At 73.0% G+C, this 24,928-nt stretch carries 22 protein-coding genes and 1 riboswitch; of the genes, 3 read left to right on the forward strand and 19 right to left on the reverse strand.

Annotated elements, in window-relative coordinates; all coding sequences use genetic code 11:
* Positions 1-7: 7 nt before the first annotated feature.
* From B124_RS03985 to B124_RS04020, 8 genes are all read right to left on the reverse strand, one after another.
* On the reverse strand, positions 8-247 hold the full coding sequence (locus B124_RS03985; RefSeq protein ID WP_496501203.1) for a hypothetical protein: 240 nt from the start codon (positions 245-247) through the stop codon (positions 8-10).
* A complete protein-coding gene (gatA, locus tag B124_RS03990; RefSeq protein WP_496501204.1) occupies positions 244-1,752 on the reverse strand; it encodes an Asp-tRNA(Asn)/Glu-tRNA(Gln) amidotransferase subunit GatA in 1,509 nt (502 codons plus the stop codon). The genes B124_RS03985 and gatA overlap by 4 nt, the downstream gene beginning before the upstream one ends.
* Positions 1,749-2,045, reverse strand: a complete 297-nt coding sequence (gatC, locus tag B124_RS03995; protein ID WP_496501288.1) for an Asp-tRNA(Asn)/Glu-tRNA(Gln) amidotransferase subunit GatC — start codon at positions 2,043-2,045, stop codon at positions 1,749-1,751. Before gatC ends, gatA begins: the two co-directional genes overlap by 4 nt.
* A 179-nt stretch (positions 2,046-2,224) precedes the next feature.
* The gene (locus B124_RS04000) at positions 2,225-4,381 is read right to left on the reverse strand and encodes a putative bifunctional diguanylate cyclase/phosphodiesterase (RefSeq protein WP_496501205.1); all 2,157 of its coding nucleotides are present in this window, start codon (positions 4,379-4,381) and stop codon (positions 2,225-2,227) included.
* 162 nt (positions 4,382-4,543) lie between these two features.
* A complete protein-coding gene (gene ligA / locus B124_RS04005) occupies positions 4,544-6,703 on the reverse strand; it encodes an NAD-dependent DNA ligase LigA (RefSeq protein WP_496501206.1) in 2,160 nt (719 codons plus the stop codon).
* A gap of 16 nt (positions 6,704-6,719) precedes the next feature.
* The gene (locus B124_RS04010; RefSeq protein WP_496501207.1) at positions 6,720-7,760 is read right to left on the reverse strand and encodes a methionine synthase; all 1,041 of its coding nucleotides are present in this window, start codon (positions 7,758-7,760) and stop codon (positions 6,720-6,722) included.
* A 44-nt stretch (positions 7,761-7,804) separates the two neighbouring features.
* Positions 7,805-8,515: an SDR family oxidoreductase gene (locus tag B124_RS04015; RefSeq protein WP_496501208.1), complete on the reverse strand. Its 711-nt coding sequence runs from the start codon at positions 8,513-8,515 to the stop codon at positions 7,805-7,807.
* Between the two features lie 89 nt (positions 8,516-8,604).
* Positions 8,605-9,150: an LOG family protein gene (locus B124_RS04020; protein WP_496501209.1), complete on the reverse strand. Its 546-nt coding sequence runs from the start codon at positions 9,148-9,150 to the stop codon at positions 8,605-8,607.
* A 114-nt stretch (positions 9,151-9,264) separates the two neighbouring features.
* On the opposite strand from B124_RS04020, the gene B124_RS04025 reads away from it, so the two are divergent.
* Positions 9,265-10,074 carry an alpha/beta fold hydrolase gene (locus B124_RS04025; RefSeq protein WP_496501210.1) on the forward strand — a complete coding sequence of 270 codons (810 nt, stop codon included), beginning with the start codon at positions 9,265-9,267 and terminating at the stop codon, positions 10,072-10,074.
* Between the two features lie 32 nt (positions 10,075-10,106).
* Here the strand turns inward: B124_RS04025 and mnmA are convergent, their stop codons facing one another.
* Positions 10,107-11,246, reverse strand: coding sequence for a tRNA 2-thiouridine(34) synthase MnmA (mnmA, locus tag B124_RS04030; protein ID WP_496501211.1), 1,140 nt, complete (start codon positions 11,244-11,246; stop codon positions 10,107-10,109).
* A gap of 111 nt (positions 11,247-11,357) precedes the next feature.
* On the opposite strand from mnmA, the gene B124_RS04035 reads away from it, so the two are divergent.
* Positions 11,358-12,161: an N-acetylmuramoyl-L-alanine amidase gene (locus B124_RS04035; protein WP_496501212.1), complete on the forward strand. Its 804-nt coding sequence runs from the start codon at positions 11,358-11,360 to the stop codon at positions 12,159-12,161.
* Positions 12,162-12,304: 143 nt separating this feature from the next.
* Here the strand turns inward: B124_RS04035 and B124_RS04040 are convergent, their stop codons facing one another.
* The 10 genes from B124_RS04040 to B124_RS04085 form a co-directional block, all read right to left on the reverse strand.
* A complete protein-coding gene (locus tag B124_RS04040; protein WP_496501213.1) occupies positions 12,305-13,495 on the reverse strand; it encodes a cysteine desulfurase family protein in 1,191 nt (396 codons plus the stop codon).
* Between the two features lie 143 nt (positions 13,496-13,638).
* Positions 13,639-14,298 (reverse strand): trimeric intracellular cation channel family protein, encoded by a 660-nt coding sequence (locus B124_RS04045; protein WP_496501214.1) that lies wholly within the window; start codon positions 14,296-14,298, stop codon positions 13,639-13,641.
* Positions 14,299-14,324: 26 nt separating this feature from the next.
* Positions 14,325-15,560 (reverse strand): ABC transporter ATP-binding protein, encoded by a 1,236-nt coding sequence (locus B124_RS04050; RefSeq protein ID WP_496501215.1) that lies wholly within the window; start codon positions 15,558-15,560, stop codon positions 14,325-14,327.
* A complete protein-coding gene (locus B124_RS04055; protein WP_496501216.1) occupies positions 15,557-16,654 on the reverse strand; it encodes an ABC transporter ATP-binding protein in 1,098 nt (365 codons plus the stop codon). Before B124_RS04055 ends, B124_RS04050 begins: the two co-directional genes overlap by 4 nt.
* Entirely contained in the window at positions 16,651-17,658 is a 1,008-nt protein-coding gene (locus tag B124_RS04060) for an ABC transporter permease (RefSeq protein WP_496501217.1), read from the reverse strand. Before B124_RS04060 ends, B124_RS04055 begins: the two co-directional genes overlap by 4 nt.
* 76 nt (positions 17,659-17,734) lie before the next feature.
* Positions 17,735-19,492: an ABC transporter substrate-binding protein gene (locus B124_RS04065; RefSeq protein ID WP_496501218.1), complete on the reverse strand. Its 1,758-nt coding sequence runs from the start codon at positions 19,490-19,492 to the stop codon at positions 17,735-17,737.
* A 107-nt stretch (positions 19,493-19,599) separates the two neighbouring features.
* Entirely contained in the window at positions 19,600-20,598 is a 999-nt protein-coding gene (locus B124_RS04070; RefSeq protein ID WP_496501219.1) for an ABC transporter permease, read from the reverse strand.
* 345 nt (positions 20,599-20,943) lie between these two features.
* Positions 20,944-21,744 (reverse strand): enhanced serine sensitivity protein SseB C-terminal domain-containing protein, encoded by an 801-nt coding sequence (locus B124_RS04075; RefSeq protein WP_496501220.1) that lies wholly within the window; start codon positions 21,742-21,744, stop codon positions 20,944-20,946.
* Positions 21,745-21,875: 131 nt separating this feature from the next.
* A complete protein-coding gene (locus tag B124_RS04080; RefSeq protein ID WP_496501221.1) occupies positions 21,876-22,649 on the reverse strand; it encodes an enhanced serine sensitivity protein SseB in 774 nt (257 codons plus the stop codon).
* A 122-nt stretch (positions 22,650-22,771) separates the two neighbouring features.
* Positions 22,772-23,332 (reverse strand): AAA family ATPase, encoded by a 561-nt coding sequence (locus B124_RS04085; RefSeq protein ID WP_496501222.1) that lies wholly within the window; start codon positions 23,330-23,332, stop codon positions 22,772-22,774.
* Positions 23,333-23,534: 202 nt separating this feature from the next.
* Positions 23,535-23,632: riboswitch (glycine riboswitch) on the forward strand.
* A 157-nt stretch (positions 23,633-23,789) separates the two neighbouring features.
* On the opposite strand from B124_RS04085, the gene gcvT reads away from it, so the two are divergent.
* Positions 23,790-24,923: a glycine cleavage system aminomethyltransferase GcvT gene (gene gcvT, locus B124_RS04090; protein WP_496501223.1), complete on the forward strand. Its 1,134-nt coding sequence runs from the start codon at positions 23,790-23,792 to the stop codon at positions 24,921-24,923.
* Positions 24,924-24,928 lie beyond the last annotated feature (5 nt).

Below are 24,928 nucleotides of genomic sequence, written 5' to 3' on the forward strand. Positions count from 1 at the left end.
GGCCCGCTCAGCCGGCGAGGATGTCGTCGTCGTTCTTCCGGCGCAGCTCACGCAGCAGCAGGGCGACGCCGGTGGCCATGGCGGCGGCGGACACCGCGGCGTCGAGCTGGCGCAGCCGGTCCTCGTCGAGGCGCGCCTGCTTCATCTGCTTGACGATGCCGACCGCGCCGAAGAGCGTGGACGCGAGGGAGATGTACAGACCGGTCTTGGACTTCTTGAAGTCCTTGGCCTTGGCGAACTTGCTCATAGGGCGGGTGCCTCCTCCAGCAGGGGGTGGCCCCACCGGTCGGTGAACGCGGCCTCCACCGCGGCACCGACCTTGTAGAGCCGGTCGTCGGCCATGGCGGGGGCGATGATCTGCAGCCCCACCGGGAGCCCGTCCTCCGGCGCGAGGCCGCAGGGCAGCGACATGGCGGCGTTGCCGGCCAGGTTGGACGGGATGGTGCACAGGTCGGCGAGGTACATCGCCATCGGGTCGTCGACCCGCTCGCCGATCGGGAACGCCGTCGTCGGGGTGGTCGGCGAGAGAAGCACGTCGACCTGCTCGTAGGCGCGCTCGAAGTCGCGGGTGATGAGGGTGCGGACCTTCTGCGCCGAGCCGTAGTAGGCGTCGTAGTAGCCGGAGCTGAGCGCGTACGTGCCGAGCATGATCCGGCGCTTGACCTCCGGGCCGAAGCCCGCCTCGCGGGTCAGGGAGGTGACCTCCTCGGCGGAGTGCGTGCCGTCGTCGCCGGTGCGCAGGCCGTAGCGCAGGCCGTCGTAGCGCGCGAGGTTCGAGGAGCACTCGGCGGGCGCGATCAGGTAGTACGCGGCAAGCGCCCTGTCGAACGTCGGGCAGGACACCTCCACGACCTCGGCGCCCAGCTCGCGCAGCAGCTCGACGGCCTCGTCGAAGCGCTGGATGACGCCGGCCTGGTAGCCCTCGCCGCGGAACTCCTTGACCACGCCGACGCGCATCCCGGCCACCGAGCCGCTGCGCGCGGCCTCGACGACGGGCGGGACGGGGGCGTCGACGGAGGTGGAGTCCATCGGGTCGTGGCCGGCGAGCACCTCGTGCAGCAGCGCCGCGTCGAGCACGGTGCGGGCGCACGGGCCGCCCTGGTCGAGGCTGGAGGAGAACGCGATCATCCCGTACCGGGAGACGCCGCCGTAGGTCGGCTTGACGCCGACGGTGCCGGTGACGGCCGCGGGCTGGCGGATGGAGCCGCCGGTGTCGGTGCCGATGGCCAGCGCCGCCATGTGCGCGGTGATGGCGGCCGACGAGCCGCCGCCGGAGCCGCCGGGGGTGCGGGTGAGGTCCCAGGGGTTGCCGGTGTGGCCGTAGGCGCTGTTCTCGGTGGAGGAGCCCATGGCGAACTCGTCCATGTTGGTCTTGCCGAGGATGACGACGTCGGCTTCCTTCAGCCGCCGGGTCACGGTCGCGTCGTACGGCGGGATCCAGCCCTCGAGCATCTTCGACCCGGCGGTCGTGGGCACGCCCTCGGTGGTGAAGATGTCCTTCAGCGCCAGCGGCACGCCGGCCAGCGGGCCGAGCTTCTCGCCGCGCTCCCGCTTGGCGTCCACGGCCCGGGCGCGGGCCAGCGCGCCCTCGCGGTCGACGTGGAGGAAGGCGTGCACCTTCTCGTCCACGGCGTCGATGCGGGCGAGATGGGCCTCGGCCACCTCGACGGCGGTGAGGTCGCCGGCAGCGATCTTCGCGGCGGTCTCGGCCGCGGTCTGCCTGATGATTCCCGAGCTGTCCGCCACGGTCACTCCTCCCCCAGGATCTGCGGCACCGTGAAACGCTGCTGCTCCTGCGCGGGCGCGCCGGAGAGCGCCTGCTGCGCGGTCAGGCTCGGCCGGACGGTGTCCGGGCGCATGACGTTCGTCAGGGGCAGCGGGTGGGACGTCGGCGGTACGTCCTCGCCGGCCACGTCGGCGACGCGGGCGACTGCGCCGATGATGGCGTCGAGCTGGCCGGCGAAGTGGTCCAGCTCCTCGCCGCTCAGCTCCAGGCGCGCCAGCCGGGCGAGGTGGGCGACCTCCTCGCGCGTGATGCCAGGCATGCGGGTCATCCTCACAGGGTGGTGTGACGGTTTGGGGCAATCCTATGGGGCGCGGGGCGGTGCGCCCGACCGGGTTTCCCGGCGGGGCGGTTCCGGCCGCCCGTACGCCCCGCCGGGAGGCACCGGGAGGTACGCAGGACGCCGGCCGCCCGGGTGCGCCACCCGCGCCCGGACGCCGGTCACTTCGCCGGTTTCACCGGCTCCTCCGCCTCGTCCGGCTGCTGCTCGGCCCCGTCCTCCCCCGCCGGCTTCTCCGCCGGGCCGTGCACGGCGCCCGCCGCGGCCGGCAGCGCCCTGACCCCGGCGGGTCCAGGACCCCTGGCGCGCAGCCATGCCGTGGTCTCCTGCGGCGGCATGGCGGCGGCGACGAGCCAGCCCTGCACGGCGTCGCAGCCGAGGTCGCGCAGGTGCTCCCAGGTCTCGTCGTCCTCGACGCCCTCGGCGACGACGCGCAGGCCGAGGGAGTGCGCGAGGTCGACGGTGCAGCGGACGATCTCCAGGTCCTCCGGGTCGACGGCGAGCCGGGCGACGAACGAGCGGTCGATCTTCAACTCGCTGACCGGCAGCCGGCGCAGATGGACCAGCGAGGAGTAGCCGGTGCCGAAGTCGTCGAGCGACATCTTCACGCCGTGCCCGGTGAGCCCGGCGAGGGTGTCGGCCGCCCGCTGCGGGTCCTCCAGCAGCACGTGCTCCGTTATCTCCAACTGCAGCGCGCCGGGCGGCACCCCGTGCCGGGCCAGGCGGGCGGCGACGGCGCCGGCGAACCCGGGCGTGTGCACGTCGCGCGGCGAGACGTTGACGGCGACGGGGACCCGGAGGCCGGCGGCGCGCCAGTCGGCGACCTGGGCGAGCGCGGTCTCCAGCACGTACTCCGTGAGCACCGGCATCAGGCCCGAGGTCTCGGCGATGGCGATGAACTCCTCCGGGCTGACGTGCCCGCGCTCCGGGTGCGCCCAGCGGACCAGGGCCTCCAGGCCGACGACGCGGCCGTCGAAGCCGACCTTGGGCTGGTAGTGCAGCGCCACCTCGCGGGCCTGGAGCGCACGGCGCAGGTCGCCCAGCAGGCCGAGCCGGTCGGGGGTGTTGCCGTCGCGGCGGGCCTCGTAGACCTCGACGCCGCTGCGGTCCCGCTTGGCCTGGTACATCGCCACGTCGGCGCGCTGGAGCAGGCCCTCGGTCTCGGCGGCGTGCTCGGGGTAGACGGCGACGCCGGCGCTGGCCTCCAGCACCAGGCTCATCCCGTCGAGGTCGAGCGGCGAGCCGAGGGCGGCGACGAGCGTACGGGCCACCCGCTGGGCGCTGGTGGCGGAGTCGGTCAGCGGGATGAGCACGGCGAACTCGTCGCCGCCGAGGCGGGCGGCCTCCGCGCCGCGGGGCAGCGCGAGCCGCAGCCGGCCGGCGAGTTGGAGCAGCAGCCGGTCACCGGCGCGGTGGCCCAGGGTGTCGTTGACGGCGCGGAAGCGGTCGAGGTCGATGAGGACGAGGGCGGCGCGGCGGCCCGTGCTCTCGGCCTCGCCGAGGGCATGCCGGGTCCGCTCCAGCAGCCACTGGCGGTTGGGCAGCCCGGTCAGCGGGTCGCGCAACTGCTCCTCGACGCGGGCGCGGGCCATCCACAGGCTGGAGTCCAGCGCGATGAGCGGCACGGCGAACAGGGGCAGCAGCACGGGGGTGTTGACGGCGACGACGATGATGAGCGGCGCGATGCCGAGCAGCGCCGCGCCGCCCAGGCCCTGGCGGGTGAGGGCGGCGCGGGCGAGCAGGCCGGGGCCCTCGCGGTGGCCGGGGGTCGCGTACCAGGTGAGCACGCGGGTCACCAGGACGTACGACAGCGCGGCGGCGATCAGCTCGGGCAGCGCGTACGCGTCCCAGGAGGCGGGCTCCCAGGGCTCCTCGACCGTGGGGCTCTCACCGCAGGTCCACAGCACGACGGCGGCCGAGGAGATGCCGAGGACCTCGACGGCGGCGTGCACCGGCACCTCGCGGCGGTGCGGGCTGCGGACGGCGGCGACGGCGGCGATGACCAGCAGGCTGACGACCGCGGCCGGGAACCAGCCGTAGAGCAGCAGCACGGCGAGGGTGAGCGCGGCGGCCGAGCCGTTGCCGCCGGACCAGCGGTCGCGGCCGGGTGCGACCAGATGGGCGATGAGGAGGGCCGTCAGGACGACCAGGCCCCAGCCCGCGGTGCCGCGCGGGAAGAGGGAGTGGCCCTGCCGCAGCCCGTACAGCACGCCGAGGGCGAACACCAGGCCGCCGGCGGACTGCACCAGCCACGGCAGGGCGGGCAGCACCAACCGGCGCAGCACCGGCGCCGGTTCCGTGCTCTCCGTCGGTCGCATCCCGTCCCTCTCACCGCCTGGGGCGCGCGTCGGCGCGCCCATCCACACTAGGCCGCGAAAGGCGGTCTGGGGCGGCGATCGGCTGCGGTCGCCCGATTGCCCCCGACTCGCCGGGTTTCGGTCAGCATTCGGTCAGCAATCGACAAACCCGGGCTGCGACGGCTACTCAGGCGGTGTCACGGCGGCCTCGCGGGCGGCGTCGGGACCTTGCTCGAGGAGGACGGCGAAGCCCGCGTCGTCGAGGAGCGGGACCTTCAACTGCACGGCCTTGTCGTACTTGGAACCCGGGTTGTCGCCGGCGACGACGAAGTCGGTCTTCTTGGAGACCGAGCCCGTCACCTTCGCGCCGCGGGTCTGCAGTGCCTCCTTCGCGCCGTCCCGGGTGTGCGACTGAAGTGTTCCCGTGACGACGACGGTCAGACCCTCCAGCGGACGTGAACCTTCCGACTCGTCCGCCTCCTCCTCCATCCGGACGCCCGCCGCCCGCCACCGCTCGACGATCTCGCGGTGCCAGTCCTCGGCGAACCACTGCGTCAGCGAGGCGGCGATGGTGGGCCCGACGCCCTCGGCCGCGGCCAGCTCCTCCTCGCTCGCCGCCATGATGCGCTCGATCGAGCGGAACTCGCGGGCCAGCGCCTCCGCGGCGACCGGCCCGACGTGCCGGATGGACAGCCCGGCGATGACCCGGGCCAGCGGCCGGTCCTTGGCCGCCTGGATGTGACCGAGCATCAGCTCGGTGTTCTTCTTCGGGTTGCCCTCCTTGTTGGCGAAGAAGGTGACGACCTTCTCCGCACCCGTCTCCGGGTCGCGCTTGGGCAGGCCGGTGTCCTGGTCCAGGACGTACGACTTGATGGGCAGCAGGTCCTCGACCTTCAGGTCGAAAAGGCCGCCCTCGTCCTTCAGCGGCGGCTGGTCCGGCTCCAGCGGCTGGGTGAGCGCGGTCGCGGCGACGTACCCGAAGTTCTCGATGTCCAGGCAGCGGCGGCCGGCGAGGTAGAACAGCCGCTCGCGGAGCTGGGCCGGGCAGGACCGGGCGTTGGGGCAGCGCAGGTCGACGTCGCCCTCCTTCATGGGTCTGAGCGCCGTGCCGCACTCGGGGCACTCCGCGGGCATCACGAACTCCCGCTCGCTGCCGTCCCTGAGGTCGGTCAGCGGCCCCAGGATCTCGGGGATTACATCGCCCGCCTTGCGCAGCGCGACCGTGTCGCCGATGAGGACGCCCTTGGCCTTGACCACGTCCTGGTTGTGCAGCGTGGCGAACTCGACCTCGGAGCCGGCCACCGTCACGGGCTCGACCACCGCGTACGGCGTGACCCGCCCGGTGCGCCCGACGCCGACGCGGATGTCGACGAGCTTGGTGTTGACCTCCTCCGGCGGGAACTTCCAGGCGATGGCCCAGCGCGGCGCGCGGGACGTGGAGCCCAGGCGGCCCTGCAGGGCGATCTCGTCGAGCTTGACGACGACGCCGTCGAATTCGTACGCCACGCCGTGGCGGCGGTCGGCGTAGCTCGCGATGTAGGCCCGTACGCCGTCGATGCCGTCGACCACCCTCGTGTACGGCGAGGTGGGCAGGCCCCACTCCCCCAGCAGGTCGTACGCCCCGGAGAGGCGCTCAAGGCGGACGCCGTCGATCTCGCCGATGCCGTGGACCACCATGTGCAGCGGGCGGGAGGCGCTGACCTGGGGGTTCTTCTGGCGCAGCGAACCGGCCGCGGAGTTGCGCGGGTTGGCGAAGGGGGGTTTGCCGTCGGCCACGAGATCCGCGTTGAGCTGCTGGAACTCCGGGAGCGTGAAGTACACCTCGCCGCGGATCTCGACGAGGTCCGGGACGTTCTCCCCCTTCAGGCGGTGCGGGATCTCGCCGATGGTGCGGATGTTCGGCGTGATGTCCTCGCCGGCGCGGCCGTCGCCGCGGGTGGCGCCGCGGACCAGCCGGCCGTGCTCGTACGTCAGATTGACCGCGAGGCCGTCGACCTTCAGCTCGCAGAGCAGGTGATACGGCTGGGGGTCCAGCTCCTTGGCCATCCGGTCGGCCCAGGCGTCCAGCTCCTCGTCCGTGAACGCGTTGTCCAGGGAGAGCATCCGCCGGCGGTGCTGGACGGAGGTGAACTCCGTTTCGTACGCCCCGGCGACCTTCTGCGTCGGCGAGTCGGGCGTGCGCAGCTCCGGGTGCTCCTCCTCCAGCCCCTCCAGCTCCCGCAGCAGCTTGTCGAAGTCGGCGTCGCTGATGACGGGCGTCGTCACGTAATACCTGAAGCGGTGCTCCTCGATCTGCTCGGCCAGCAGCCGATGCCGCTCACGCGCCACGCTGTCCGTACTCACACCGGGCCTCCCGTTGTCACTCCGGGTCCCTGGCGAGGGACCCCGCGGCACGGACGCAGTGGGCGAGGGCCCGGCGGGCGTACGCCGGTTCTGCACCCGCGAGGCCGCACGCCGGAGTGATCACCACGGCGCCCGCGAGCGCCTGCGGCGACAGCCCCAGCCTGCGCCACCACGTCCTGACACCCCCGACGCTACCGGCAGGGTCTGACATCTCACCGGCGCCGGCGGGCGCGGCGGCGGGCGCACCGGCGAGCGCCGGCACCACGCCCGCGAAGAGCCCGAGCCCGCCCTCCACCGCCTCGCCGACCGCTTCGTCCTGACGCTCGGTGAGCAGCGCCGCGTCGTACGACACGGCCGCAGCCCCCGCGCGGTGCAGCAGCGCGAAGGGCACGTCCGGCGCGCACGAGTGGACGACGACGGGGGCCCCGGCGGCGTCGATCACGTCGCGCAGGGTGGACTCGACCACGGCGCGGTCCACGGCCCGGTAGGTGCGGTAGCCGCTGGCGGTGGCGATCCGGCCGGTGAGCACGGCGGTGACCGACGGCTCGTCGAGCTGCAGCACCACCTCGGCGCCGGGCACCCGGCGGCGTACGTCCGCCAGATGCCCGCGCAGCCCCTCGGCGAGCGAGGCGGCCAGGTCGCGGCAGGCGCCGGGGTCGCGCAGCGCGGCCTCGCCGCCCTTGAGTTCCAGCGCGGCAGCGAGCGTCCACGGCCCGGTGGCCTGGACCTTCAGCGGGCCGGTGAAGCCCTGGGTGAACTCCTCCAGCGCGTCCAGGTCCTCGCCCAGCCAGGAGCGGGCCCTGCGGGTGTCGAGCCCCGGGCGGTCGGCGATGCGCCAGCCGCTGGGCTGCAGGTGCGCGTAGACGTCGACGAGCATCCCGGCGCTGCGGCCGACCATGTCGGCGCCCGGCCCGCGCGCGGGCAGCTCGGGCAGGAACGGGAAGCCGCCGACCTCACCGGTCACGGTGCGCGCGGTCTCCCGCGCGTCACCGCCGGGCATGGACCCCACGCCGGTGGCGGCACCGGCACCCCACGGGCGCGTCGCTGTCTCATTCACGAGGGTGAGGGTATGCCGAAAGCCGCGCCGGGCGGTGCGCCGGGCTACGGGCCGGGGCGTACGGAGACGTCGGTGAGCTGGGCGTCGCGCGGCAGGTCCAGGGCCGTCAGCAGGGTCGTCGCCACCGACTCGGGGTCGATCCAGCGCCCCGGGTCGTACTCCCGGCCCTCCTGGCGGTGCACCTTCGCCTGCATCGGGGTGGCCGTGCGGCCCGGGTAGACCGTGGTGACCCGTACACCGCTGCCGGCCTCCTCGGCGCGCAGCGCGTCGGCCAGCGCCTTCAGCCCGTGCTTGCTCGCGCCGTACGAGCCCCACCCGGGCCCCGCGCTCAGCCCGGCGCCGGAGTTGACGAACACGGCGTGCCCCCGCGCCGCCCGCAGCCGCGGCAGCAGCAGCCGGGTCAGCTCGGCGGGCCCGGTCAGGTTGACCGCCAGCGTCTCGGCCCAGACCTTCGGGGTGGTCTCCGCGACCGGGCCCAGCTCCACCACGCCCGCGACGTGCACGAGCGCATCAAGCCGGGCCGGCAGCTCCCGTCCCGCCAGCGCAGCGGCCAGGCTCTCCGGCTCGCCGAGGTCGGCCACCACGGTGTGCGCCCCGGGGAACCGCTCCGCGAGCTGGGCGGCGCGGGCCTCGCTGCGGGCGAGGAGCCACAGCCCGGCGGCCCCGCGCGCGGCCAGCCGCCGCGCCAGCGCCTCGCCGATGCCGGAGCCGGCGCCCGTGATCAGGTACGTGGTGGCAGGGGTGATCTCGCTCATGCGCCAGCCTCGCTTCGCTCGGCGGGCTGTGAGCACAGCGCGCACCTTTGAATGATTCGCTCGCTCCGCTCGCTCATGCGGCCATCCTGTCACCGCACCGCCGGGTCCGGACCGGCCTCCAGGTACGTCATGGCGGTCTCCGGGTCGTCGGCGAAGAACATCAGGTCCGTCAGGGGCAGCGGCAGGAACCCCTCCGCCTCCATCCGCCGGAACTGCTCGCGCAGCCCGTCGTAGTAGCCCGCGCTGTTGAGCAGCACCACCGGCTTCGTGTGCAGCCCGTGCTTCTTCAACTCCAGGATCTCCGTGGCCTCGTCCAGCGTGCCGGTGCCGCCGACCATGATCACGACGGCGTCGGAGCGGCCGAGCAGCTCCGCCTTGCGCTCCGCCAGGTCCCGGGCGACCACCATCTCGTCGGCGCCCGCGCGTGCCTTGTCCTCCAGGAACGTCACCGAGACCCCGACGAGCCGCCCGCCGTGCTCCTGCACCCCGTCGGCGACGACCTTCATCAAGCCCACATCTGAGCCGCCCCACACCAGTGTGTGCCCGCGCTTGCCGAGCAGTTCGGCGAAGTGGCGGGCGGGCGCCGTGTAGTGCTCGTCGAGGTCGGCGGCGGAGAGGAAGACGCAGATGTTCATGCCTGACACCGTACGCGCGGACTCCCCCGGCGTGGACCGATGAGTTCCGGCCGCGCGGCAGGTCAGTATTCCGGCAACCTTCCCGCACCCGCGAGGAATTCGGAGGAGTACGACATGACGCAGCTCACCACCGTTTCGGCCGACGGCACGCCGCTGGCGTACGAGACGCTGGGCGACGGCCCGCCCGTGGTGCTGGTCCAGGGCGCGCTGTGCGCCCGCACCGCCGACGGCCCGCTGGCCGGACTGCTCTCCCGGCACCTCACCGCGGTGCTGTACGACCGCCGCGGCCGGGGCGCCAGCGGCGACGCCACCACGGGCCGGATCCCGCCGACGGGCGTCGCGGAGCGGGAGATCGAGGACCTGGCCGCGGTGATCGACGCGGTCGGCGGACGCGCCGCGGTGTACGGCATGTCCTCCGGCGCGGTGCTGGCGCTGCGCGCGGCGGCGGCCGGGCTGCCGGTCACCCGCCTCGCGGTCTACGAGCCGCCGTTCCGCGCCGAGGACAGCGGCCCCGACGACGACGAGGCGCACGCGGCGGGCGTCGCCCGGCTGTACGACCTGCTCGCCGCCGGCGACCGGGACGGCGCGGTGGCGCACTTCATCGGCGGCGTGGGCGCGCCGCCGGAGGCGGTCCGGGAGATGCGGGCCACGCCCCTGTGGGCGGACTTCACGGCGCTGGCACCCACCCTCGCGTACGACTACGACGTCCTCGGCGACGGCCGGCTGCCTGCCGGGCTGCTGGCGGAGGTGTCCATGCCGGTGCTCGCGCTGGCCGGCGGGGCGAGCTGGGAGTGGATCCAGAACGCGGCACGCCGGGTGGCGGACACCGTGCGCGACGGCCGGTTCGCGCTGGTGCCGGAGCAGACGCACGAGGTGGCGCCGGAGGCGGTGGCGCCGCCTCTCACGGAGTTCCTGGCGGCGTAGCCGCGTCGGGTACGGGCCGCGCCGGGCGCCGGCTACGCCGCCGGTGCGCCGGCGCGGCGGGTCGTCGCGATGGTCGCGGAGCCGACCACGCGCGTGCCGTCGTACAGCACCACCGCCTGTCCCGGGGCCACCCCCCGCACCGGCGCCGCGAAGCTCACCCGCAGTTCCCCGCCGACCACCTCGGCGGTCACCGCCGTCTCGCCGCCGTGCGCGCGCAGTTGGGCGGTGTACGCGCCCGGGCCGGCCGGCGGCGTGCCGCACCAGCGCGGCGAGATCGCGGTCAGCGACTCGACGTCCAGGGACGCGGCGGGGCCGACCGTGACGGTGTTGTCCACCGGCGAGATGTCGAGCACGTAGCGCGGCCGGCCGTCCGGGGCCGGGCGGCCCAGCGCCAGGCCCTTGCGCTGGCCCACGGTGAAGCCGTACGCACCGGAGTGGGTGCCGACGCGGGCGCCGGACTCGTCGACGACGTCGCCCTCGGCGGTGCCGAGGCGGCTGGCGAGGAAGCCCTGGGTGTCGCCGTCCGCGATGAAGCAGATGTCGTGGCTGTCGGGCTTCTTCGCCACGAACAGCCCGCGCTCCGCGGCCTCCGCGCGGATCTCGGCCTTCGTGGTCTCCGTCTCGCCGAGCGGGAACATCGCGTGCGCGAGCTGCCGCTCGTCCAGCACGCCGAGGACGTACGACTGGTCCTTGGCCATGTCCGCCGCACGGTGCAGCTCGCGGCTGCCGTCGGCGCGGGTGACGACCTTGGCGTAGTGGCCGGTGCACACCGCGTCGAAGCCGAGGGCCAGCGCCTTGTCCAGCAGCGCCGCGAACTTGATCTTCTCGTTGCAGCGCAGGCAGGGGTTGGGCGTCCGGCCCGCGGCGTACTCGCTGACGAAGTCCTCCACGACGTCCTCGCGGAACCGCTCGGCGAGGTCCCAGACGTAGAACGGGATGCCGATGACGTCGGCGGCGCGGCGGGCGTCGTGCGAGTCCTCGATGGTGCAGCAGCCGCGGGCACCGGTGCGGAAGGACTGCGGGTTGGCGGAGAGCGCGAGGTGCACCCCGGTGACGTCGTGCCCCGCCGCCGCGGCGCGGGCGGCGGCGACGGCGGAGTCCACGCCGCCGGACATGGCGGCGAGGACCTTCAGACGGGCGGGGCGGGCGGTGTCTGTCGCTCGTGGTGTCATAGCCACTCAAGGGTAGCGAGGCCGCGGCGGGGAACCATCGGGTGGCCGTAGGCGTGAGACCGGAAGAGACCTGAAGTGACCTGATGTGACCGAACGGGATGGAATGACCGCATGCCGACGACGGACGGCGACGGCCCGGAGCAGGTGGCCGACGAGCCCCACCCGGCCGACGAGCCCGGCGCGGCTGGTGGTGAGCCCGGCGCGGAGGGCGCCGGGGAGCCCGGGGGCGCCGAGCCGCGCCGCCGCTCCAGCCGCCGCGCCGTGCTCGCCGCACTCGGCGTGGGCGCGGTCGGCGCCGGCCTCAGCTGGGCCGGGTACGAGCAGCTCAAGCGCATGTGGTGGCGGGTGCCCGGCATCGACAAACCGCGTAAACCGGGCGAGCTGGACTACGCCGCCGCCGGCTGGGCCGGCGCCTCGGAGGCGAACTGGCGCCGCGCCGACCGCCCCGCGGACTACGGCATCGACCGCGTCGTCATCCACGTCACCGAGGGCAGCTACGAGGTGGCGCTCCAGGTCTTCCGCGACCCCGGCCACGGCGCCGCCTCCCACTACGTCGTCCGGGCCGCGGACGGGCACGTGGCGCAGACCGTGCGCGAGCTGGACGTCGCGTTCCACGCGGGCAACCGGGAGTGGAACGAACGCAGCGTCGGCATCGAGCACGAGGGCTTCGTGGACCGCCCGGAGACGCTGACCGACGTGATGTACCGCTCGTCGGCGAAGCTGGCCGCGGACATCTGCCGGCGCTACGGCATCCCCGTGGACCGGGAGCACATCGTCGGCCACAACGAGGTACCCCAGGCCACGCACACCGACCCGGGGCCGCACTGGGACTGGCCGCGGTACATACGCCTGGTCCGCGAGGCGCACGCGGCGGCGGACCGCAGGGCGAGCGCCCGCCCGGCACGCGGCTCCTGACCGGGCGGGACGCCCCCGGGCCTCCGATCCGCTACGCGCCACATCGCCCCGCACCGCCCAGGCCGGGTCAGCCCGGCTCAGATCGGCACAGCCCAGCTCAGCACAGCTCAGATCGGCTCAGGCCAGCTCGGCTCAGGCCCGCTTCAGGTCAGCCCCGCCGCCCGCGCCCGCGCCACCGCGGGCCCGATCGCCGCCGCCAGCGCCGCCACGTCCGCCTCCGTCGACGTGTGCCCCAGGGAGAACCGCAGCGTGCCCCGCGCCAGGTCCGCGTCCGCCCCCGCGGCGAGCAGCACGTGGCTGGGCTGGGCGACGCCCGCCGTGCAGGCGGAGCCGGTGGAGCAGGCGATGCCCTGGGCGTCCAGGAGCAGCAGCAGGGAGTCGCCCTCGCAGCCGGGGAAGGAGAAGTGCGCGTTGGCCGGCAGCCGTCCGGCGGGGTCCGGGTCGCCGTTGAGCACCGCGTCGGGCACCGCGGCCCGTACCGCGGCCACCAGGCCGTCGCGCAGCGCCCCCACCCCGGCGGCGAACTCCGTGCGCCGCTGGGCGGCCAGCTCCGCCGCCACCGCGAACGCCGCGACCGCCGGCACGTCCAGCGTGCCGGAGCGCACCTCGCGCTCCTGCCCGCCGCCGTGCAGCAGCGGCTCGGGCGCGTACTGCCGGCCGAGGAGCAGCGCCCCGATGCCGTACGGGCCGCCGATCTTGTGCCCGGTGAGCGTCAGCGCGGCCAGCCCGCTGGCGCCGAAGTCGACCTCCGCCTGGCCCGCGGCCTGCACGGCGTCGGCGTGCATCGGCACGCCGTGCTCCCGGGCCACGGCGGCCAGCTCGGCGACGGGCATGACCGTGCCGATCTCGTTGTTGGCCCACATCACCGTCACCAGCGCCACGTCGCCCGCGCCGCCGGCGGGCCCGCGCTCCAGCGCGGCGCGCAGCGCGTCGGGGTGCACCCTGCCGTACGTGTCGACGGGCAGCCACTCGACGGTGGCGCCCTCGTGCTTCTGCAGCCAGTGCACGGCGTCGAGGACCGCGTGGTGTTCGACGGGGCTGGCGAGCACCCGGGTGCGGGCGGGGTCCTCGGCCCGCCGTGACCAGTACAGGCCCTTGACGGCGAGGTTGTCGGCCTCGGTGCCGCCGGAGGTGAGGACCACCTCGCTGGGCCGGGCGCCGAAGGCGGCGGCCAGCCGCTCCCGGGACTCCTCGACCGTGCGCCGGGCCCGCCGGCCCGCGGCGTGCAGCGAGGAGGCGTTGCCGGTGGCGGTGAGGTGTCCGGTCATGGCCCGCACCGCTTCGGGGAGCATCGGGGTGGTGGCGGCGTGGTCGAGATAGACAGCCTGGTCCATGATGGTCCCGATTCTACGGCGCGCGCCCCGCCCGCCGAACGCCGCCTTCCGGCCGTACGAACCGGCCCCCGGCCCCGTACCGCCGGGCCTGTCCCGGCCCGCTGTCCCGGCCCCGTACCGCCAGCCCGCCCCGGCCCGCGGCCTCAGCCCTCCCCCGCCGCGCTGCTGCGCCGCTGCCAGGCGCGCGGGGCGCGCCAGCGGAAGCGCAGCGCCAGCAGCCGCAGCACGAACGCCAGCGCCGCCGCGCCCGTCGCCGTGGCCGGCCCGACCGCGTCGAGACGGATCAGCAGCGCGGTCGCCGCCGCGCCGACCAGCGCCGGCACCGCGTACATCTCCCGGTCCCAGCGCAGCAGCGAGGGCACCTCGCCGGCGAGCAGGTCGCGCACCACGCCCCCGCCGGCCGCGCTGGTCAGCCCGAGGACGGCGGCGGAGGTGAGGCCGAGGCCGTACTCGTACGCCTTGAGCGTGCCGGTGACGCAGAACAGCCCCAGGCCGGCCGCGTCGAAGACCATCACCGCGCTGGTGATCCGCTCCACCTCGGGGTGGAGGAAGACGACCAGCAGCGCGGCGAGGAGCGGCATGATCAGGTACCCCGCCTCGGTGAACGCGGCCGGCGGCACCGCGCCGATCACCAGGTCCCGCAGCAGCCCGCCGCCGAGCCCGGTGGCCAGCGCGAGCACGGCGATGCCGAAGACGTCGAAGTTCTTCCGGACCGCGAGCAGCGCGCCGGAGATCGCGAAGACGAAGATCCCCGCGAGGTCCAGCCAGTGCTGGAGGGAGGGGGTGAACAGCGTGTCGGACACCACGCCCCCTTGTACCGCGGCGGCTCCTACTTCTTGTCGTCGGGTGCCTGGTCGGGCGCGTTCTCCGGGTGCCAGCAGGCGGTGCGCCGGCCGGGCTTCAGCTCCAGCAGCGGCGGCTCCTTGGTCTTGCAGACCTGGGTGGCCTTCCAGCAGCGGGTGTGGAAGCGGCAGCCGGACGGCGGCGCGATCGGCGAGGGCACGTCGCCCTTGAGCAGGATCCGCTCGCGCTGCTGCCGGCGCTTGGTGTCCGGCACCGGCACCGCGGACATCAGCGCCTTGGTGTACGGGTGCAGCGGCTCCTGGTACAGGCTGGTGCGGTCGGCCAGCTCGACGACCTTGCCCAGGTACATGACCGCGATCCGGTCGGAGACGTGCCGGACGACGGACAGGTCGTGGGCGATGATCACGTACGTGAGGCCGAACTCCTGCTGGAGGTCGTCCAGGAGGTTGACCACCTGCGCCTGGATGGACACGTCGAGCGCCGAGACCGGCTCGTCCGCCACGATCAGCTTCGGCTGCAGGGCCAGCGCGCGGGCGATGCCGATGCGCTGCCGCTGGCCGCCGGAGAATTCGTGCGGGTAGCGGTTGTAGTGCTCGGGGTTCAGGCCGACCCGCTCCAGGATCCCCTGGACCTCCTTCTTCACCCCGCCCTCGGGCTGCACCTTCTGCAGCTTGAACGGGGCGCCGACGATGGTGCCGACGGTGTGCCGGGGGTTCAGCGAGGAGTACGGGTCCTGGAAGATCATCTGCACATCGCGGCGGAGCGGGCGCATCTGGCCCGTGCTCAGGTGCGTGATGTCCCGGCCCTGGAACTCGACGGTGCCGCCGGTGGGCTCCAGCAGCCGGGTGATCAGCCGGCCCATGGTGGACTTGCCGCAGCCGGACTCGCCGACCACGCCCAGGGTCTCGCCCGGCAGCACCTCGAAGTCGATGCCGTCCACGGCCTGCACGGCGCCGACCTGGCGCTGCAGCAGGCCCTTGCGGATGGGGAAGTGCTTGGTCAGCCCGGAGACCTTCAGCAGCGGCTCGGTGCCGGCGGCCGGCTTCTTGCGCAGCCGCGCGCCGGGGATGGTCGCGGTCGCCTTCGCCCCGCCGCCGTCGGCCGGCGCGCTGGCCGCGGCGTCCGCCGGGACCTTCGCCGGGGCATCCGCCGGGGCATCCGCCGGGGCATTGGCAGCCTTCCCGTCCCCCGCCTCTGTTGCCTTGCCGGCTGCCTTGCCGGCGTTGTCGGCGTTCGTCTCGGGCACAGCCTCGTCCTTCACAGCTTCGGCGCAATCTCTTCGGTGTAGATGCGCTCCCGGTCTTCCTGCCGCAGGTGGCAGGCGGCAAAGTGGCCGGCGCCAACCTCGCGCAGCTCGGGCCGTACGGTGCGGCTGGCGTTGTCCGCGGGCACGTCCGCGTAGGGGCAGCGGGGGTGGAACGCGCAGCCGCCCGGCACGTTGATGAGGCTCGGCGGGCTGCCCTTGACCGGGATGAGCCGGTCGGTGGCGTCGCGGTCGATGCGCGGCATCGAACCGAGCAGGCCCCAGGTGTACGGGTGCTGCGGCTCGTCGAAGATCTGCTCGGCCGTCCCCTTCTCCACGCACCGCCCGCCGTACATCACCAGGATGTCGTCGGCGAGCTCGGCGACCACGCCGAGGTCGTGGGTGATGATGATGACCGCGGAGCCGAACTCCTTCTGCAGATCCCGGATCAGGTCGAGGATCTGCGCCTGCACGGTGACGTCGAGCGCGGTCGTCGGCTCGTCGGCGATGAGCAGTTCGGGGTTGTTCACCAGTGCCATGGCGATCATCGCGCGCTGGCGCATGCCGCCGGAGAACTGGTGCGGGTAGTCGTCGACGCGCTTGTCGGGCTGCGGGATGCCGACCCGGTCGAGCATCTCGATGGCCCGCTTGCGGGCGGTCTTCTTGTCGACGTCGTGGTGGACCCGGTAGGCCTCCACGATCTGGTACCCGATCTTGTAGTACGGGTGCAGCGCGGACAGCGGGTCCTGGAAGATCATCGACATCTCGCGGCCCCGCAGCCGGCGCACCTCGTCGGGCTCCGCGGACAGCAGCTCCTGGCCGTTGAGCCAGATCTCACCGGAGATCTGGGCCCGCCGGCGCTTGCCGTGCTGCCCGGCGGTGTGCAGGCCCATCACCGCGAGCGAGGTGACGGACTTGCCGGAGCCGGACTCGCCCACGATGCCGAGGGTCTTGCCCTTCTCCAGTCGGAAGGAGAGCCCGTCGACGGATTTCACCAGGCCGTCGTCGGTCGGGAAGTGGACCTTCAGGTCCCGGATGTCCAGGAAGCTCGACGCCTGTGCGCCGGTGGGCACCGGCTCGCCGACGGCGCCCGTCTTCGTCAGGCCGGTCACGAGACCCTCACCCTCGGGTCGATGGCGGCGTACACGAAGTCGACCACCAGATTGCAGAGCACGATGAAGAAGGCGGCGAACAACGTGACACCGAGGATCGGTGGCAGGTCGTTCTCGTTGATGGACTGCACCGCCCAGGAACCGACCCCGTTGAAGGAGAACACCGTCTCGGTGATCACCGCTCCGCCGAGCAGCAGCGCGAAGTCCATGCCGAAGATGGTCACGATGGGGGTCAGCGCGGAGCGCAGCCCGTGCCGGACGATGACCACCGGCTCCTTCAGGCCCTTCGCGCGGGCGGTGCGGATGTAGTCCTCGCCCATGGTCTCCAGCATCCCGGCCCGCGTGAGTCTCGCATAGAGCGCGGAATACAAGAACGCCAGCGAGAACCAGGGCAGCATGAGCCCTTGGAACCAGCGCACCGGATTCTCGGTGAGCGGCGTGTACTCGTTCGGGAAGATCTCCCAGTTGTAGACGAACAGCGCCAGCGCGACGGTGCCGGTGAAGAACATCGGCAGCGAGACGCCGGCCAGGGCGACGCCCATCGCCGCGCGGTCGAAGAACGACCCCGGACGCAGCGCCGAGATCACGCCCGTCGTCACGCCGGAGATCAGCCACAGCACCGCGGCGCCGATGGCCAGCGAGGCGGTGACCGGCAGCCGGTCCAGCATCTCCGGCCAGACCTCGACGTGCTTGCGGAAGGAGTAACCGAGGCACGGCGCGTCGCACTGCGACGGGTCGGGGCCGAAGTTGAACTCCCGGCCGGCGAAGATGCCGCGGATGAAGTCCCAGTACTGGACGTAGACAGGATCGTCCAGGCCGAGGTTCTTCTTGACCGCTTCGATGGTCTTGGGGTCCGGGCTCTTGCCGATGTACTGCGCGGCGAGCTGGTCTGCGGAGCTGCCGGCGAGTCGCGGCAGGATGAAGAAGATGGCGTAGGTGATGGCGCTCACGACGAAGAGCAGCATCACCGCGGCCAGCAGCCGCCGGATGAGATACGCGAACACGAGGGCGTGCCTTCCACGGTCCGGGCGGCGCGGGCGGTGCCGGTGAAGGGCACCGCCCGCGCAGCCGGTGGGGGTACTACTTCAGGCCGAGGTTCAGGTAGTCGTACTGACCGCTGAACGCCTGCGAGACCACCAGGTTGGTGAGCTTGTCCGAACGCTGGTGCAGGACCTTGAAGTAGGAGAGCGGCACGATGGCAGCCGTCTCCAGCATCTTCTGGTCCACCTCGGCGTACGCCTGGGCGCGGGCCGCCTTGTCCGGGTTGGCGATCGACTCGTCCAGGAGCTTGTTGATCTCCGGGTCGTCCAGGTACGAGATGTTCGTGTTACCGGACTCGCCGATGGCGCCGCCGTTGGCGATCTGCTGCAGGAAGCCGTAGCCGCTGGGCCAGTCGGTGCCCCACTGCATCATGTACAGACCCGCGTTGTTGTCCTCGACCCACTTCCTGGCGCCGGCGAAGTCGGTGAAGTACTTGCCGCCGGGGTACTTCTGGATCTCGGCGTTGATGCCGACCTTCTTCAGCGCCGCCTGGATCGCGGTGGCGTTGTCGACCTCGTCCTGGCGCTCGCTGCGCGCGGTCAGCACGGTGTCGAAGCCGTCGGGCTTGCCGCACTCCTTCAGCGCCGCCTTGGCCTTGTCGATGTCGCCCTTGCTGTCCGGGGTGGCGTACGGGTCGTCGTACATCTGGTGGCCCGGGACGTCCGGGGGCAGCGCCGTGGTGGCGATGTCACCCTTGGGCTCGCCGCCGAGGGCGCGCATCGAGGAGTCCTTGTCGACGGCGTACTCCACGGCCTTGCGGCAGTTGACGTCGTCGAAGGGCGCTAGCTGGGTGTTCATCGCCAGGTAGGTCAGGCGGCCACCGGTCGGGTTGTCGATCAGGTTGGACTTGTCCCGCAGCAGCTGGGACTGGGTCTGACCGGTGACACCGAGGGCGTCGAACATCACGTGGGTCTTGCCGGCCTCGATGTTCTGGTCGATGGTCTCGGGGTTGACCTTGAACCGGACCTCGATCTTGTCCGGGAGCTGCTTGCGGATCGGGTCCGTCTTCGGGTCCCACTGGTCGTTGCGGACCAGGGTGGCGGACTTGTCCTGCTCGAAGCTCTCGAACTTGTACGAGCCGGTGGACATGATGTTCTTCTGGTAGTCCGAGCCGTTGTCCTTGTCCCGCGGGACCGGCGCGGTCTGGGTCATCGCCACCAGGTAGTCGAACTCCTGGAACGGCTGGGCGAGCTTGAAGACGATCGTGTGGTCGTCCGGGGTCTGGATGGACGCGATGCCCTCTTCGCTCTTGTCCTTGTACGGACCCTTGTAGTCGTCCGGGTTCTCCAGGTACTGGGCGAAGTAGTTCGGGCCGAGGGAGAGCACGTCGCGGGCGTAGTTGCTCCGCTCGACGGCGTACTTGACGTCCGCGGCCGTGACCTCGGTGCCGTCCTCGTACTTGACGCCCTTCTTGATCTTGTACGTCCAGGTCTTGCCGCCGTCGGTGGCCTCACCGGGGCCCTCGGCGAGGTCCGGCACCGGCTCCGCGGCCTGGGCGCCCGGTCCGGGCGCGTAGGTCATGAGGGAGCGCGCGTACAGCCGGCTGAAGTTCCACACGTAGCCGTAGTACGTGTTGCCCGGGTCCATCGAGTCCGCCACGTCGGCCGACTCGTAGACGAGGGTCCCGCCCTTCTTCTCGGACGGGTTGAGCACCTTCTCGATCGCCGCGTTCGCCGGCGCGCCGCCGCCCTCGCCGCCCTCGTCGTCGTCGTTGCCGCCACCGCCGCAGGCGGAGGCGGTCAGCGCGACCGAGACGGCAACCGCGAGCAGTGCGGCTGATTTCGACCTGAGTTTCATGGTGAGGCGTTGCCCCCTGGTTCGGAGTGATGGGACGAGAGCGGGAACGGCGGGTGCCGCGCCCAGGCTGCTTCTTGGGGTCATCGGGGTCATCGAGGTCATCGGCGTCATCGGCGGCCCTTGGGATCGAGTGCGTCCCTGAGCCCGTCGCCCAAGAGGTTGAAGGCCAGCACGGACAGGAAGATCGCCACGCCCGGCACGACCATGAACATCGGATCGACCTGGTAGTAGTCGATCGCGCTGCTCAGCATGCCGCCCCAGGACGCCTGCGGCGGCTGGATGCCCACGCCGAGGAAGCTGAGCGCCGCCTCGAAGAGGATGTTGGTCGGGATCAGCAGGGTGGAGTAGACCAGGATCGGCCCCACCAGGTTCGGCAGCAGTTCCCGGAAGAGGATGAAGGGACCGCGCGCGCCCAGGCTCCTGGCCGCCTCGACGAACTCGCGTTCGCGCAGGCTGAGGGTCTGTCCGCGGACGATACGGCCGATATACGGCCAACTGAAGAAGCCGATGACGAAGATCAGCACGCCGATGTGGAGCTGGAGGCCCTTCAGGCCGAAAGCGCCGCCCTGCAGCGCGGCCGAGATGGAGATGGCGAAGAGCAGCACCGGGAAGGCCAGGAACGTGTCCATGGTCCGGCTGATGACCGTGTCCGCCCACTTGCCGTAGTAGCCGGCGATCACGCCGAGGACGGTGCCGATCACGACGGCGACCATGGTGGCGCCGAAGGCGACGAGCAGCGAGACCCAGGAGCCTTCGAGGATCCGGGTGGCGATGTCGCGGCCGAGCCGCGGCTCGACGCCCAGCGGGTGGTCCCAGCTCATGCCGCCGAAGGAGCCGTACGGCGTGGCGAGGGAGGGGTCGACAAGGTCCTGGTTGAGCTTGTTGGGGTCGAGCCCGAAGACCGACTGGATCGGCCGGGAGAGCGCGGCGAGCAGGATGAGCAGCACCACGACGACGCCGCCGGCCATGGCGACACGGTCCCGCTTGAGCCGCATCCAGGCGATGCGCCCCAGTGAACGGCCCTCGATCCGGCTCTTGTCCACGCCCTCGACGAGAGCTTCCGGCGCCGCCTCGGCAGCCCCGGTGGTCTCGATAGGTGCCGTCATGTTGTGGGGACCCCTCTCGAGCGGCGGCGTCCCGCCGTCGTCGGCCGCGGTAGCGGCTCATTCGCTTCGCTGGTGCAAGTCATGCGTGGTGCCGTGATCCGTCGTGCTCGTGTGCCGGTGTGCCCGTCGTACGTGATCGTGAAGCCCCGCCGTCGCACAGAGGAACGGCAGCTTCCCGAAGGGGGAGTCTTCAACGCGCTGGGGATCACTCGCCAGACCCCGAGGGGAATGGATGCGCAAACGTGATGCGATGCAGTGGATACCGTTATCCGGACATCCCACCGCCGCTGAGCGGATCTTCGCCGCCGCAATAACGTGACAGATCCGGATATGGGGGGCTAGCCCTCAGAACTGCGGTGCGGGCCCCGGCTGCCACCCGGACTGCTGGGCGCCGCCCGCGGAGTAGGGCGGCGGATAGCCGTAACCGGCGGGCGGGGCGGCCGGGCCGCCGCCGTAGGCGCCGCGGTCGAAGAACGGCCGGGAGTTGGCCCGCATCCACATCGCCACCGGGTCGTGGTCGTCGGCCAGCGCCACCGTGGAGACCGCCAGGCCCGGGGGCACGGCGGCCACGGACTCCTGCATCATCGCCTGCGCCGCGGCGACGGACTGCGGGCCGGTGTCGTACAGGTCGATGCCGATGGCCAGGTACGGCTCGCCGAGCGCCGGCTGCACCCAGGCGCGGCAGAGGGTGCGGACGGCGGGCGTACGGTGCGCGGTCTGGCCCAGCAGGGCGTAGAACTGCGCGACGTCCACGACCGGCTCCGAGATCCGCAGCGGCCCCGCGGGCAGCCGGTCCAGGCCGGTGGCCACCCGGCGCAGGTCGAGCCAGGGGACGCCGACGCCGCCGCCGGCGGCGTGCGGGTCGAGCCACAGGCCCCAGCGGTCGGGGTAGAGCGCGGCGGCGATCTCATGGCCGGCGACGGACTCGTGGGCACCGGCCCAGCCGCTGGCGGCCAGCTCGCGGTCGGAGCTGAAGCACGGCGCGTAGGCGTGGCCGTCGACCTGCATGCTGCCGTACTGCGCGTCGGGCGAGTCCGGGCGGCCCTGCCAGAGCAGCATCCACACCTGCCCGGCGGCCAGCGCGGCGAGCAGCGCCTCGTACGCGTCGTACCTGCCGGGAGCCATCTGGCGGACCAACTGGTCCACGCCCGCTCCCGGCGCACCCCCGCTCGCGCCCCCGTTCACCCTGGGCCCCAACCCTTCCTCCCGGCCGCCGCCGCTTCCGGGCACGCGTGTATGCCCGAAAGGTCATCAAACCAGCTTAGAGCCTCACCGCGTCAGCCGACCCGGATGTAGAACGGCTCAACCTTGGCCCGCATCCAGGTGATCACCGGGTCCACCGCGGCGTCGAGGAAGACCAGTTGCACCTTCCACGGCACCGGCTGCGTGCCCAGCGCCCGGCCCAGCGCCGCCACCGCCGCCTGCTTGCTCTCGTCGTACGTGTCCAGCATGTCGACGCCGATGTAGAGCTGTTCCGGACCGCCCTCCACGCTCGCGAGCCCCCGGCGTGCGCTGCGCACCACCCCGATCTGCTCGAACTCCTCCCGGGCCGCGGCCAGGAAGTCCACCGGATCGTCCTGCCAGTCCGGGGTGAACAGCCGCACCCGGCCGCCGCGCACCTCCCCCGGCAGCCGCAGCGACCCGCGGTCCCGGCACAGCTCCGCCACCGCCGCCGGCGGCAGCGGCACGCCGACCGTGCCGCCCGGGTTGACCGCGATGCCGACCTGGGGCGGCAGCCCGCGGGCGAACTCGCGGGCCGGCGCGACGGTGAACGACAGGTGGGAGCCGGCTACCCGCAGGAACTCCTCCTGCGAGGAGAACACCGGCACGTACAGCGCCCCGCCGATGTCGGTCGTCGGCACGCCGAGCGACGTGCTGTCGGGCCCGCCGCCCTGGGGCAGCGGCACCCACAGGCTGCTGCGGCCCAGCACCTCCAGCAGCCGCGGGGCGGCCTGCGGGTTGCCGAGGGAGGCGGCGAGCACCTCCTCCAGCTCGTTGCCGGGGAAGCCGCCCGTCGCGGGGGGCTGCGGGGAGCGGTAGTCGAAGCTCATCGGGACCAGCCAACTCTCTTCGGGAGGAACGTCGGCACCCTAACCGCTGCACGCGCCCGCGGGCGAAGGCGCGGGCTCGGCCGAAGCTGACCGGCGGGCTCAGCCGAAGCTGACCGGCGGGCTCAGCCGAAGCTGATCGAGCGCGGCGCCCCCGGCGCCTGTCCGTCCAGCACCAGCACCGAGTCGCACCCCGGCGCCGGCTGGCCGGCCCGCGCCCGGTCCAGCAGCCTGCGGTGCGCCCACCGGTGCCGGGCGAAGGCGTAGCGCGACACCGAGCGCCCGCGCCGCTCCTGCCGCTCGCGCGCCACGTCGGCCGGCACGTGGAGCACCACGACGTGCATCCCGCGCCCGTACCGCCTGGCCTGCCTGGTCAGCCACCAGCGCACCCAGGGCAGCGTGCCGCAGTCGTGCACGACGAGGCTGCCGCCGGCGCGGACGGCCAGGCGCAGCCGCACGTAGTGGTCGATGCGCACCAGCGGCCGGTACACGGCGTACGGCAGCCGCCCGCCCAGCTTCCGCGCCCAGCGCTCGCGCACGTACTGCGAGTCGATGAGCAGCGCCGCCGGCGGCTGCGTACGCCGCATGAGCGTGCTCTTGCCGCTGCCCGGCAGCCCGGAGACCACGACGATGTCCCCCGCCGGATAGCGGAGCCGTTCCCGGGAGGCCGCCTGCTCCACCGTCACGCTGCCTCCCACGCCCTGCACCGCCGCCGCTTGCCCCCCACCAGCCTGGCAACAGCGGCGGGGCTCGACAAGGACGCCACGGAAGCAGCCGAAGCCATTGACGGCACCTGAGCGGCGGAAGCCGGTCTCCCAGTTCTTCGCGCCGTCCCGCTATCGCCGGCCGCGTGCAATGATGGGGCCCGCCAACTGCATACCGGCCGTTCGAACCCGCGCGGGAGAGTCCCGGTGCCTCATCGCACCGGGCGCCGAAGGAGCAAGTCCTCCCTTGAATCTCTCAGGCCCCGTCACCGCGCGGGCGAGGCAGATCTGAAAAGCGGGCAGCGCTCTGGAGCACAGCCGTGTGCCGGTGCCGCCCCACCCAAGGTGCAAGCCACGCTCCCGCGGGATCGTGGCGAACCTCTCAGGTTCCGATGACAGATGGGGAGGACACGACCACCCCCTGTCCGGGAGCCTGACGATGACCACTGAGAGCCCTGCACCGCGCCGTACCGCGCTCGACGCCACGCACCGCGCCCTCGGCGCCACCATGACCGACTTCGCCGGCTGGGACATGCCGCTGCGCTACGGCAGCGAGCGCGAGGAGCACGTCGCGGTGCGCACCCGCGCCGGCCTCTTCGACCTCTCCCACATGGGCGAGATCACCGTCACCGGCCCCCAGGCCGCCGACTTGCTGGACTACGCCCTGGTGGGCCGGCTCTCCGCGGTTCGCCCCGGCCGCGCCCGGTACACGATGATCTGCCGCGAGGACGGCGGCATCGTCGACGACCTGATCGTCTACCGGCTCGCGGACGAGGAGTACATGATCGTCGCGAACGCCGCCAACGCCCAGGCCGTGCTGGACGCCGTCACCGAGCGCGCCGCCGGCTTCCCGCGCGCCGAGGTGCGCGACGACCGGGACGCGTACGCCCTGATCGCCGTGCAGGGCCCGAAGTCGCCGGCCGTCCTCGGCCGGGTCACCGACGCGGATCTGGCCGGCCTGAAGTACTACGCGGGCCTGCCCGGCACCGTCGCCGGCGCCGACGCGCTCATCGCCCGTACCGGCTACACCGGCGAGGACGGCTTCGAGCTGTTCGTCCGCCCCGCGGACGCGGTCGCCGTCTGGGATGCGCTGACCGCCGCCGGTGCGGACGACGGCCTGGTGCCGTGCGGCCTCTCCTGCCGCGACACCCTGCGTCTTGAGGCCGGCATGCCGCTGTACGGGCACGAGCTGTCCACCGCGCTCACCCCCTTCGACGCCGGCCTCGGCCGGGTCGTCAAGCTCGACAAGCCCGGCGGCTTCGTGGGCCGCGAGGCGCTCGCGCGGGCCGCCGAGCGCGCCGCGGCCGAGCCGCCGCGGGTGCTGGTCGGCCTGGTCGCCGAGGGCCGGCGGGTGCCGCGTGCGGGGTACGCGGTGGTGGCCGGCGGCGAGCGGATCGGCGAGGTCACCTCCGGCGCCCCCTCCCCCACCCTCGGCAAGCCGATCGCCATGGCGTACGTGGACGCCGCGCACGCCGAGCCGGGGTCCGCGGCGGCCACCGGCGTGGGCGTCGACATCCGCGGCAGCCACGAGCCGTACGAGGTCGTCGCACTGCCCTTCTACCAGCGCGCCTGAGCGTG

The organism is Streptomyces sp. CNP082, from assembly GCF_059570535.1.